General features: G+C 34.5%; 10 protein-coding genes, 1 other RNA gene and 1 pseudogene. 9 read left to right on the top strand and 3 right to left on the bottom strand.

Translation table 11 applies throughout. The annotated features are described in order from the left end of the window. Nucleotides 1-559: pseudogene (locus tag P8M54_RS05875) on the top strand (hypothetical protein); the annotation flags it as partial. 51 nt (nt 560-610) lie between these two features. On the opposite strand, the gene hutI reads toward P8M54_RS05875, so the two are convergent. Together hutI and P8M54_RS05865 are read right to left on the bottom strand one after the other, a co-directional pair. Further along, on the bottom strand, nt 611-1,849 hold the full coding sequence (gene hutI / locus P8M54_RS05870) for an imidazolonepropionase (protein WP_300286169.1): 1,239 nt from the start codon (nt 1,847-1,849) through the stop codon (nt 611-613). Further along, nucleotides 1,849-2,898, bottom strand: a complete 1,050-nt coding sequence (locus P8M54_RS05865) for a glutaminyl-peptide cyclotransferase (RefSeq protein WP_300286167.1) — start codon at nt 2,896-2,898, stop codon at nt 1,849-1,851. Before P8M54_RS05865 ends, hutI begins: the two co-directional genes overlap by 1 nt. An 87-nt stretch (nt 2,899-2,985) precedes the next feature. Between P8M54_RS05865 and ffs the strand changes: the two genes are divergently transcribed. The 3 genes from ffs (at nt 2,986) to fsa (ending at nt 4,827) form a co-directional block, all read left to right on the top strand. After that, nucleotides 2,986-3,083, top strand: an RNA gene (gene ffs / locus P8M54_RS05860) — signal recognition particle sRNA small type. Between the two features lie 136 nt (nt 3,084-3,219). Beyond that, nucleotides 3,220-4,032 carry an SDR family oxidoreductase gene (locus P8M54_RS05855; protein ID WP_300286165.1) on the top strand — a complete coding sequence of 271 codons (813 nt, stop codon included), beginning with the start codon at nt 3,220-3,222 and terminating at the stop codon, nt 4,030-4,032. A 138-nt stretch (nt 4,033-4,170) separates the two neighbouring features. After that, nucleotides 4,171-4,827 (top strand): fructose-6-phosphate aldolase, encoded by a 657-nt coding sequence (gene fsa / locus P8M54_RS05850; RefSeq protein ID WP_300286163.1) that lies wholly within the window; start codon nt 4,171-4,173, stop codon nt 4,825-4,827. A 53-nt stretch (nt 4,828-4,880) separates the two neighbouring features. Here the strand turns inward: fsa and fahA are convergent, their stop codons facing one another. Then, nucleotides 4,881-6,173: a fumarylacetoacetase gene (gene fahA, locus P8M54_RS05845; protein WP_300286161.1), complete on the bottom strand. Its 1,293-nt coding sequence runs from the start codon at nt 6,171-6,173 to the stop codon at nt 4,881-4,883. A gap of 107 nt (nt 6,174-6,280) precedes the next feature. Here fahA and glyA point away from each other — a divergent pair, with 107 nt between their 5' ends. The 5 genes from glyA to P8M54_RS05820 all read left to right on the top strand — a co-directional run bounded on the left by glyA (nt 6,281) and on the right by P8M54_RS05820 (nt 11,319). Beyond that, nucleotides 6,281-7,555 carry a serine hydroxymethyltransferase gene (gene glyA / locus P8M54_RS05840; protein ID WP_300286159.1) on the top strand — a complete coding sequence of 425 codons (1,275 nt, stop codon included), beginning with the start codon at nt 6,281-6,283 and terminating at the stop codon, nt 7,553-7,555. 115 nt (nt 7,556-7,670) lie between these two features. Further along, on the top strand, nt 7,671-8,264 hold the full coding sequence (locus tag P8M54_RS05835; protein WP_300286157.1) for a tRNA-(ms[2]io[6]A)-hydroxylase: 594 nt from the start codon (nt 7,671-7,673) through the stop codon (nt 8,262-8,264). Between the two features lie 177 nt (nt 8,265-8,441). After that, complete coding sequence (locus P8M54_RS05830) at nt 8,442-8,996, top strand: AraC family transcriptional regulator (protein ID WP_300286155.1); 555 nt, start codon at nt 8,442-8,444, stop codon at nt 8,994-8,996. A 56-nt stretch (nt 8,997-9,052) separates the two neighbouring features. After that, complete coding sequence (locus P8M54_RS05825; protein ID WP_300286152.1) at nt 9,053-9,505, top strand: response regulator; 453 nt, start codon at nt 9,053-9,055, stop codon at nt 9,503-9,505. A 14-nt stretch (nt 9,506-9,519) separates the two neighbouring features. Then, entirely contained in the window at nt 9,520-11,319 is a 1,800-nt protein-coding gene (locus P8M54_RS05820; protein ID WP_300286150.1) for an ATP-binding protein, read from the top strand. The last annotated feature ends 219 nt before the right edge of the window (nt 11,320-11,538 follow it).

Below are 11,538 nucleotides of genomic sequence, written 5' to 3'. Positions count from 1 at the left end.
CACTATGCAAAGTAATATGAAAGTATTAATGCAAGAAAATGAAGGATTAAAAAAAGCAAATGTCACTTTAAAAACGCAACGTGATAGTACAGTTGTGGTTTTAAGCGAATCTAAAAAGTACAATGAAACACTTGTAGGTCAAAATGAGGAATTATCTAAGGTTGTTGAAAAAGCAGCTAAATTGACTGTTTTAAATACAAGAGGATCTGCTTTTAAAGTAAGAAGTTCAGGTAAAGAAATTTCTACTGATAAAGCGAGCAGAGCAGATATGCTTAAAATTAGTTTTACAATTGCTGAAAACCAAGTGGCGCAATCAGGTACTAAAGCGTATTACGTTCAAGTAATCGATAGTAAAAATAATGTTTTGGGTAATAAAAAATCAGAAAATTTTGGAGATAACTCTCTTACTTATAGTTTTATGACAAACGTGAATTACGAGAATAAAACAGTGAATGTAACAGAGAATTTACCGGGTAAAGATTTTGCTCCTGGAACGTATTTCGTAAACATTTTTGATAAAGGACAACTAGTATCAAAAACAAGTTTTTCTTTAAGATAAAAGCCAATTTTAAATCATAATAAAAAAGAGGAACTAATAGTTCCTCTTTTTTTATGCAATTATTTTTCCTGCGATAATGACAGTATCTATCAAATTACTACCAAAAGCGTACGGTAGTTGGTAGAAGGATGGAATTTTTTTAGTGAGGATCAGACTTGCTTTTTTACCAATGGTTATACTACCATGAGAATGTGATAATCCCATAGCATAGGCGCCGTTCAAGGTCGCAGCATTGATCGCTTCTTCGGGAGTCATTTTCATTTTGATGCAGGCAGTTGCAACAACAAAATTCATATTTCCGGATGGTGTTGAGCCAGGATTAAAATCAGAAGCTAGTGCTAGAGGCAATCCAGCATCAATTATTTCACGTGCTGGAGTATAGGGTATGCCTAGAAAATAAGAGCAAGAAGGTAAGGCAACTGGCATAGTTATACCGTTCTTTAAGATTTCTATATCTTCCTTTCGCATTATTTCAAGATGATCTACTGATAAAGCGTTGTTTTTAACTGCTATTTGGACTCCGCCAATAGAATTGAATTGATTGACATGAATTTTTGGCTTTAAGCCATATGCTGCTCCAGCTTTAATAAGTTGTTCGGTCTCAGAAACACTAAAATAACCTGTTTCACAAAATACATCAACATAATCAGCGAGCTGGTTTTGATGAATTTGGGGTAAAATTTCGTTTATAATTAAGTCAATATAGCCTTGGTGATTCTCTTTATAAGCTGTGGGAAAAGCATGTGCGCCTAAAAAGGTAGCTTTTACGGAAATAGCATAATCATTCGCTAACTTTTTGATCACGTGAAGCATTTTTAGCTCCCCATCAAGACTTAGCCCATAACCTGACTTAATTTCGACTGCGCCAGTCCCTAATTGCATAACCTCTTCTAATCTTGTTTTGGATTGCTCGTAAATCTCGTCTTCGCTCGTGTGATTCAATGTTTGAGCAGAATTTAATATTCCGCCCCCACGCTCAGCAATTTCTTCATAGGTTAAGCCATTGATGCGATCTACAAATTCTTGCGATCGGTTTCCCGCATAGACAATGTGTGTGTGACTATCACACCAGGTTGGTAGTACGGTTTTCCCTAATGCATCGATTACTTCATCTGCGACTAGAGTTGGGACTTGACTCATGGGTCCAAAGTCAGCTATTAAATCATCTTTAATTAGTAAGAAGGCATTTTTTATAGTAGGCAATGTTGCCATATCGTGTCCAGAAACTTTTTCAATGGAAGCGTCACGGACTTGAAGTAATTCCTTGATATTTATGAGTAGGATTGTCATTATTCCAATACTATTATCTCAAACATTTTGTCCCAGTTTTTACCGGTAACAAAAATAGTTTTGGTTTTCGGGTTGTAGGCAATTCCGTTTAAAACGTCTTCAGAGGTAACTGATATTAGTTTACGTAGTCCTGACATATCTAGTATTCCTTCTACTGCTCCAGTTGAGGGATTGACTACGGCTATGGCATCTTTCTGCCAAACATTAGCATAAAACTTACCATTTATATATTCCAGCTCATTAATTGCTTTAATTTTGGTTTTACCAGAATAAACATTGATATAATCTACCATTTCTTGATTATCGGGATTGGTAGTCCAAATTTTCTCTGTTCCATCAGATTGGTAAATGTTTTTCCCGTCATTTGTCATTCCCCATCCTTCGATATCTTTGGTGTAAGCGAAGCTTTTTTCAAGCTTTAAAGTGTTTGCATTGTAAATAAAACCTGTTTTTTCTTCCCAAGTGAGCTGGTATAATTTATTGTTTAAGAAAGTGATTCCTTCTCCAAAATATTTGGCATCTAAATCAACTTGCTTGTATATTTTTCCGGTTTTGTAATCGTATTTTCTTAAATAGGAGGTTCCTTTTTGCCCTGTGCTTTCGTATAGGGTGTCTTTATAAAATTCTAAACCTTCAGTAAATGATTTGGTATCATGAGGATAGGTATTTATGATTTTATATTTTAGTAATTTGGGAGTGATATTAGAAACTAGTTCGATTCTAAATGTGGCTTCTGAGCTATCTTCATCAAAATAAACAAGTGCTTTCAGGTATTGATATCCTAATTTTTGCTTTTCTAAGGAGTAAGTTAATCGTTCTAGTCCCTTGCTGCTTCCTATTTTTTTATCATTTACGTAGTAGATAACACTATCAATAGCTTTCGCTTTTTCATTAGTAATGGCTAAATCCAGTTGGTCTTGCGGTTCGTATTGCGTCTTTACGATTGCATTATCGAAAGTAAATAAAGTATTTTCACCTTTTTTTGTGTCACCACAATTAGAAAGAGTTAAGGCTAATAAAATGATAGATAGTAAGTTATAATTTTTCATTGTTTTAATTTTGAATACCCCAATATACAATGTTATTTTTAGAGCACAAAGGGCTTGCAAAAATATAAAAAGATTGTATATTTGCACCGGCAAGTCCTACACGACCAGCTCCTGCAGACTCCCCCAGGATGGGAACATAGCAAGGGTACGTGGTTGAGCGGTGCGATGTAGGTCGCTTGCCATTTTTTTAATCTGATCACAAATGTGAATCAGATTTTTTTTTTTTACATTAAAAGCAAAGTTTATAAATTAAATACAAAAGTAGTCTTCCTTCGGGAGGATTTTTTTATTTTTGGTGCTCGGTAAATACCATAACTAATTATGAGTTCTAATAAGAAAGTAATATTGATCACTGGTGGGTCTTCGGGTATTGGAAAATCAATAGGGGAATTTCTGCATCATAAAGGATTTGTAGTGTACGGTACTAGTAGAAGACCGGAGCTCATTTTAGATTCTGTTTTCCCTTTAATTACTTTAGATGTTAGGGATACGGCTTCAATTGAAAAGGCCATTGCTAAGATAATTGAAATGGAAGGAAGCATCGATGTAGTGGTTAATAATGCCGGAGTAGGTATTACTGGACCTCTTGAAGAGATTCCTGTTCTTGAAATGAAAAATCATTTTGACACTAATTTTTTTGGACCTATTGAAGTAATACAATTGGTGCTACCGCAAATGCGTAAGCAACAATCAGGATTGATTATTAATATTACCTCGCTTGCGGGTTACATGGGATTGCCTTACCGCTCTTTGTACTCAGCCTCTAAAGGTGCCCTTGAATTAATAACCGAGTCGGTACGGATGGAAGTTAAAAACTTTGGAATCGATATCACTAGTGTCGCTCCTGGAGATTTTGCTACCAATATTGCTTCGGGACGCTATCATGCTCCTGTAACAAAGGATTCTCCTTACGCTAAAACGTATGGAGACTCACTGAGAACGATGGATGCACATGTTGATAACGGCAGTAACCCTAATGATATGGCTTTGGCAGTCTATAAAATTATAATGACCAAAAATCCAGATGTTCATTATAGAGTGGGTGTTTTTATGCAAAAAATTTCTATTGTATTGAAAAGAATCCTTCCTGATAAATTGTACGAAAAGATTTTAATAAAGCATTATAAGTTGTAATTTTACCGCTAGTTCGCGTGAGGGATTGAAGAGGAAATCCTTTTATTCGCGATAGCGAATAAAAGATTGAAACGGAAAGCCCGGCCTGAAAGGACACGCCCAAAAAACAAAAACACACAATTAAACAAAAATAATATTATGAAGTTTTTTATTGACACAGCTAATTTAGCTCAGATTAAGGAAGCGCAAGCGTTAGGAGTATTGGATGGGGTTACAACTAATCCATCGTTGATGGCTAAAGAAGGAATCACCGGAAAAAATAATATCTTGAAACACTATGTGGATATTTGCAACCTTGTTGAAGGAGACGTTAGTGCAGAGGTTAATGCACTCGACTATGATGGTATGATTAAAGAAGGTGAAGAATTGGCTGAATTGCATGAGCAAATTGTTGTAAAATTGCCAATGACTAAGGAAGGGGTTATGGCTGCGAAATATTTCTCTGACAGAGGAATTAAGACCAATGTTACCTTAGTGTTTTCAGCTGGTCAAGCTTTATTAGCTGCTAAAGCGGGTGCTACTTATGTTTCTCCTTTTATTGGCCGTTTAGACGATGTTTCGACTGATGGTTTAGCATTGATTGAAGAAATTAGAGATATTTATGATAATTATGGTTACGAAACTCAAATTCTTGCAGCATCAGTGCGTCATACCATGCATATTGTTAACTGTGCAAAAATTGGAGCGGATGTCATGACAGGACCATTATCTGCAATTTATGGATTGTTAAAACACCCATTAACTGATATTGGATTAGCGCAATTTGTTGCTGATTTTGAAAAGGGAAATAAATAATTATCTCTTTATAAAGCAAAAGGCCCATTTCAAATGAAATGGGCCTTTTTATTTTAATGTACTTTGTTTCTGACAAAGGGAGGAAGCAACTTGCTGGAAACTTCTCCAAAACCGATGCGGACTTGCGTGTTTTCACAAAAACCTTTCATGATTACCGTGTCGTTATCATTGATGAATTTTCGTTCCGAGCCATCATCAAGTTTAATTGGGTTTTTACCACCCCAAGTCAATTCTAACATTGAACCAAAACTTCCTGGAGTAGGACCTGAAATGGTTCCTGATCCCATCATATCACCTGAGTTTACACGACAGCCGTTAGAGGTGTGGTGTGTTAACTGTTGGCTCATGGTCCAATACATATGTTTGAAATTTGATTTACTTACTACTGTAGGACTAGCATTTTCGGGCTGAATCGCTACTTCAAGATGAATATCAAAGGAGTGTTTTCCTTTTTGTTGCAAATAAGGAAGCGGACTTGGATCTTGTTTTGGGCTTGACACTCTAAAAGGTTCTAAGGCATCCATGGTTACAATCCAAGGAGATATTGAAGAGGCGAAATTTTTAGCAAGGAATGGACCTAAAGGAACATACTCCCACTTTTGAATATCACGAGCGCTCCAGTCGTTTAATAATACCATTCCAAAAATATAATCCTCAGCTTCATTGATCGGGATGGTTTCTCCCATGATGTTAGCATCTGTAGTAATAAAGGCAGTTTCAAGTTCAAAATCAATTAAACGAGAAGATCCAAATACAGGACTTGATTCACCGTTTGGTAAGGTTTGCCCCATTGGGCGGTGTACTGGAATTCCTGAAGGTACAATTGTCGAACTACGACCGTGGTATCCTACGGGGATGTGTAACCAGTTTGGAAGTAAGGCATTCTCGGGATCGCGAAACATTTTACCTACATTGGTAGCGTGTTCTTTACTAGAATAAAAATCAGTATAATCACCTATTAATACAGGTAATTGCATCTCTACTTCTTCCATTTTAAAGATAACGATATCTCTATCCTTCGCATTATCTCTAAGCTTAGGATTATTTTCATCGAAGATTTCAGCGATTCTATTTCGAACTAATCGCCATGTTTTTTTTCCGTCAGAGATAAAATCATTCAAAGTATCTTGCATGAACATATCATCTGTAAGTTCGATACCTTCAAAATAGTTTAGTTGCTGCAAAGCACCTAAATCGATTGCAGAATCACCAATTCTTGTTCCTACAGTAACTACATTTTCTTTGGTTAGGAAAACTCCAAAGGGAATGTTTTGAATGGGGAAGTCACTTTTTGGAGCAACTTCTAACCATGATTTTCGTTTTGTATCGTTGGCTGATATAGGCATATAGTGTTAATTGTTTTGTTGAAAATTATAAGTCAAATATATCATAATCTAACAGTTTCACAAACGTTTTTTTGTATTTTTGCTTCAAATTAACTAAAATCAACGAAATGCAACGCGACGAACAAATTTTTGATCTTATTCTAGACGAACAAGATAGACAAATAAACGGATTAGAACTTATTGCCTCTGAGAACTTTGTGAGTGATGAAGTAATGGAAGCAGCTGGATCAGTATTAACTAATAAGTATGCTGAAGGTTATCCAGGAAAAAGATATTATGGAGGTTGTGAAGTAGTCGATATAGTTGAGCAAATTGCTATCGATAGAGCCAAAGAATTATTTGGTGCTACCTATGCTAATGTTCAGCCGCACTCTGGCTCACAAGCTAATGCTTCTGTTTTTCATGCTTGTTTGAAACCAGGAGATAAAATTTTAGGATTTGATTTATCGCATGGTGGTCACCTAACACATGGTTCACCTGTTAATTTTTCAGGTCGTTTGTACGATCCAGTCTTTTACGGTGTAGAAAAAGAAACTGGGCTTTTAAATTATGACAAAATCCAAGAAATAGCTACTAAGGAACAACCAAAAATGATTATCGCTGGAGCGTCAGCTTATTCTCGTGATATGGATTTTGAGCGTTTTAGAGCAATCGCTGACAGTGTTGGCGCTTTGTTACTTGCTGATATTTCGCATCCTTCAGGGTTAATTGCTAAAGGGTTATTGAACGATCCAATTCCGCATTGCCATATTGTTACCACTACCACACACAAAACTTTGCGTGGACCAAGAGGTGGTTTGATTTTAATGGGGAAAGATTTTGAAAATCCTATGGGATTAACAAATCCCAAAGGTGAAATCCGTATGATGTCAGCTTTATTGGACTTAGCGGTTTTTCCTGGAAATCAAGGAGGACCATTAATGCACATCATTGCAGCTAAGGCAGTAGCTTTTGGTGAGGCATTACAGGATGAATTCTTTACTTATGCAATGAAAGTGCAAAAAAATGCGAAGGCAATGGCTGCAGCATTTGTAAGTAGAGGTTACGATTTAATATCAGGTGGTACTGATAACCACATGATGTTAATCGATTTAAGAAACAAGGGAATCTCAGGAAAAGAGGCTGAAAATGCCTTAGTAAAAGCGGAGATTACGGTTAATAAAAATATGGTTCCATTTGATGACAAATCACCATTTGTAACATCAGGGATTCGTGTAGGGACGGCTGCGATTACAACTCGTGGACTAGTGGAAGAGGACATGGAAACTATCGTGGAATTGATTGATAGAGTATTAGTTAATCCTACTGATGAAGCAGTTATTGAATCTGTTGCAGATGAAGTTAACGATATGATGAGCGAAAGAGCGATTTTCGTTTTCTAATAATAAACTTTTTGTTTAAAGTTTCAGGTTGAAAGTTTAAAGTTTCGCGGTTGTAAAATACAGCCCGAACTTTAAACTTTTTTCAGCTTAAATAAAACTTGAAACAAAATTTATAATGGGTGTATTACGATTACAACTACCTACCGATCCGAGATGGGTTAATATTGTGGAGAAAAACATTGAGGAGATCTTGACTGATCACGCTTGGTGCGAACAAAAGGCTGCTACAAATGCTATCACGATAATAACGAACAACTCGGAGCATCAAGACTTAGTGAAAGATTTATTGGCTTTGGCCAAAGAAGAAATTGACCATTTTGAACAAGTGCACAACATAATTATTAAGCGCGGACTGAAATTAGGACGTGAACGTAAGGATGATTATGTGAATGAATTGTATCTCTACATGAAAAAAAGTGCTACTGGAAGTAGGGTTTCGAGTCTTGTGGAACGATTATTGTTTTCGGCTATGGTCGAAGCGAGAAGTTGTGAACGATTTAAAGTTTTGTCAGAGAATATTCAAGATGAAGAACTAGCTGTTTTTTACAGAGAATTGATGGAAAGTGAAGCCGGACATTATACCACATTTATAACTTATGCTAGAAAATATGGCGTAGGGATTGATGTAGAGAAAAGATGGAGAGAATGGATTGATTTTGAAGCGTCAATTATTGAAAATTACGGAAAAAGTGATTCAATACACGGGTAAATGGGCTGCAGGACGATTATTTTTGAAATTTGTTTGAGTACTTAACATCAATATTATAGAGTGTTTAAACTTTGTTTAAGTATGCATAGTGGTCTAAGCTATTGTTTTTATTGTCCTGTTTGTAAAAATTAAGTTATATTTATACCCAAAAACACTAAACAATTGTAAATTTTTTAAATGAAACTCTATATAAAATATGACGGAATTGCGGCTTGTAGAGTGATTTTGCAAGAACAATTAGAAAGATTGAACATAAAGTACCAGATGCTAGAACTGGGCGAGTTAGAAATAAGTGACAGCGTATCCAAGGATGATTTTGCCGAGTTGCAAAGTTCCCTTAATAGATATTCTATTTTTATTGTAAATAACGAGAAGAGTCAATTAATTCAGAAGATAAAAGATACGATCGTAGAGATGATTTACGAGAATGATAAACTACCTTCAGTAACCATATCGCAATATTTATCTGATAAATTGAATTTTAGTTATGGTTACATCACTAATATTTTTAGCGAACATACATATACATCAATTGAGAACTTTATTATTATTCAAAAGATAGAAAGAGCTAAGAAATTAATTATCGAGGAACAGCTAACATTAACTGAGGTTTCTTATAAATTAAATTACAGTAGTGTAGCTTATTTATCAAGCCAATTTAAAAAAGTAACTGGTTTAACACCCTCCGCTTTTAAAAGAATTGTGGACAAAAGAAGAGGATTATCCAATTAGGAATTTCTAATTGTACACCAAAAATATAAAATTAAAATAATTATAAAATACCCTATATGATTTCAAATAAGGACTTAATGCACATTTTGATTGCTGATGACGACGAAGATGACCGCACTTTTTTTAGTGAGGCAATGGCAGAACTAAAAATGAATAATAAGTTAACCTTATTTAATGATGGTCAAGACTTAATGGACTATTTATCTGATCCTGATATTGTAGTGCCTCATATTTTGTTTTTAGATTTAAATATGCCCTACATGTCCGGTTTTGAATGCCTTAAGTTGATTCGAGCAAATAGCAGGTTTAAAGATGTATCTGTTGCTATTTACTCAACCTCGTCTTCAGAAAAAGATATAGAAGAAACTTTTATTGAAGGAGCTAATATTTATATCAAAAAACCAAATGATTTTACCAAATTGAAAAAAGTGATCAAAGAGGTTTTAAATATAAACTGGCAATTTCACTCTTCAGGCTTAAATAAGGAAACATTTTTCTTTAGTATCTAGATAAAAAGAGGAGCATGAAATTACTTAAACTATATAAAAATACTCAAATATTTAAGATTGCTTTAGGTATAGCTATTTTAGTAGTTGGCTATATTGCTTCTGTTTTTTATACTCAAATGAAAGCGTTAGATGCTTCGGTAAGTCTAATCGCTACTTCGACAGAAACGCAGTTAGAACTTGAGAAAGTGCTTTCTGTTATTAGTATGTACGAAAACAATTTGAGAGGATACATAATTACTAAGGACAATGCTTATCTTGATAATAGGTTCTTAGACAAAGGTGAAATCCAGCAAAACATAAAAAGAATTAATAAATTAGTTGCTGATAACCCAGCGCGACAAAGAGATCTTAAGGAGCTCAATCGTTTATTAGATCGCCGATTTGAATTGTTCAGGGAGACTTTATTACTTTCTAAAAGCAAGAATTTTGACCAAGAAAAATTTGATGCTAAGCTGCGGGAAAGTAATAGTTTTACGGATTTGATGAAAAAATTTGTCCATAAAACAATCAACAACGAAGGAGATAAAATCAAGTTCCATAATGTTAAGCATCAATTTGAATTAGAAGACTCCATTATTAGTGCTTTTTTATTAGTAATTCTTTCGTTACTAATATTGTTGCTTTCTTTCAATAAAATGAATGTCGATATCGTTGAACTTAAAAAGGCCAATGACGAATTAAAATTTTTAAATCTTTCCTTTAATAATGCCGAAAAAATAGCTGGTTTTGGTCATTGGAAGGTAAATGGTGATACGGGTATCTATACTTTTTCAGATAATTTTTATAGATTATTGGGAGAAGAACCAGGAGCGTTCGAACCCAAATTGAGTAGTATAATTAAATTTATACACCCGGATGATCTTGATTATGTCATCGAGCGACACAATGGCTCATTTTTAACTGAAGAAACAACGAATATCATGTTCCGTTTTATTTTAGCAGACGGACAAACAAAGTATATTAAATCAGTAGGAAGTTTTACTAAAAATAGTAGTGACCAGTTAGTTAAAACAGGCGTGTTGTATGACATGACCGAAAGTTATAAGAAAACGTTAGAATTAGAAGAAAGTAATATCGAGTTAAAGAGTATTAACGCTGAACTCGAATCATTTAATAATATCGTTAGCCACGATTTACAGGAGCCTTTGCATAAAATTCAAATGTTTATCTCGCGAATTGAAGGAAGCGAAATAGATGCTGTTTCGGATGTTAAAAAAACTTATTTTGCTAAAATTCGACTATCAGCAAACAAAATGCAAACGCTCTTGATTGATCTCGTTAACTACTCTAGAACGATCAAAGGTGATAAAGTATATGTAGATATTGATTTACGAGAAACCATTCATAGAGCAATTGACGAACTTTCATCTGATATAGAAGATAAAAACGCTAGAATCGAGTTGGGTACATTACCTAAAATGAAAGCGATTTCGTTTCAGTTGGATCAATTATTTATTAATTTAATTTCAAATTCCCTAAAATACAGTAAGGATGATGTTGCTCCATTAATAAACATTTATACTAAAGATATCTTTGAGAACGTTTATTGTGGTGATAAATTAATATTAGATGAAGAATACCATAAAATTGTCCTGAAAGATAATGGAATAGGGTTTAAACAAGAATATGCTGATAAAATTTTTATTTTATTTCAGCGTTTAGAGAAAGATCCTAAATATTCGGGTACTGGTCTAGGATTAGCAATTTGTAAAAGAATCGTAGATAATCATGGCGGCTATATTAAAGTGGAGTCAGAGCCTAATGTTGGAACGGAATTCACCATTTTTATCCCTAAAAAATCGGTTCAATTTTAATTGTTTGAGTTTTTTTACTTCAAAGTAATTCCTTGTTGAAATTTGTGAAGGAGTCATAAAAACGATTTATTAGTTGGATTATATGAACATAATAGAAGCTGGTTTAGAAGATATTTCAACCATAAAAGATTTGGCTTACAAAATTTGGCCTGTGACCTATGGCGCAATTCTGTCTGATAAGCAACTAGTTTATATGTTAGAATCTTTTTATTCAGAAGC

Origin of the sequence: Flavobacterium sp. (genome assembly GCF_029242675.1) — a bacterium.
GTDB lineage: Bacteria > Bacteroidota > Bacteroidia > Flavobacteriales > Flavobacteriaceae > Flavobacterium.
The sequence above is the reverse complement of the archived record's forward strand: the minus strand, read 5'-3'. Positions and strand labels throughout refer to the sequence as shown.